Here is a 750-nt window from a genome sequence, read left to right on the forward strand (position 1 = left end):
GACCGAGTTCAAGAAGTTCCTGGCCACGATCGACAAAACCGTGCCCGAGGGCCTGGACGTCTACATCGTGGCCGACAACTACGGCACCCACAAAACCCCGGCGATCAAGGCCTGGCTGGCCAAACACCCCCGCTTCCACATGCACTTCACCCCGACCGGATCCTCCTGGCTGAACCAGGTCGAACGCTGGTTCGCGCACCTCACCGAGCAGAAGATCCGCCGCGGAACCCACAAGAGCGTCCAGGCACTCGAAGCCGACATCCGCGCCTGGGTGAAGTCCTGGAACGACGACCCAAAGCCCTTTGTCTGGAAGAAGACCGCCGACGAAATCCTGGACTCCCTCAGCCGCTACCTCCAACGAATCACCGGGCAAACCGCCCGCGACCAACTTAAGCAACGAATTTCAGAAGCAGGACACTAGCGTCCCGCGCCGGAAGTCCGCGACATGTGCCCGGACCGGGTGCCCGCGCCGGCGTGGCGCAACCGGACCGGGTGCCCGCGCCGGCCTGGTGCAACCGGGGTGGGGTGTGTGGGGAGTTCCGCCCTCCCGAATCGGGCAGCAGCGCTCCCGGGCCAGGTACACAGCCTCCCGAAACCAGTTTGGGGAGGCTGTGTGCGTGAACTGGGGAGCCGTACTGCCCGATTCGGGAGGGCAGCTTCAGGGGATTGTCGCAACGCCTGAGTTTGGAGGGTGTTGTGGCGGAGAGGTTGTCGCAGGCGCGGCGGCGGGTGGTGCTGGACTTGTTGAGT

Annotated in this window: 1 protein-coding gene; it reads left to right on the plus strand. The window is 64.9% G+C overall.

The window, feature by feature from the left end:
* The coding region (locus tag E0H50_RS42675) for a transposase (protein ID WP_202868587.1) at positions 1-421 on the plus strand (421 nt) is incomplete at its 5' end.
* Positions 422-750: the final 329 nt, after the last annotated feature.

This window comes from Kribbella sindirgiensis (genome assembly GCF_004331435.1).
Lineage (GTDB): Bacteria > Actinomycetota > Actinomycetes > Propionibacteriales > Kribbellaceae > Kribbella > Kribbella sindirgiensis.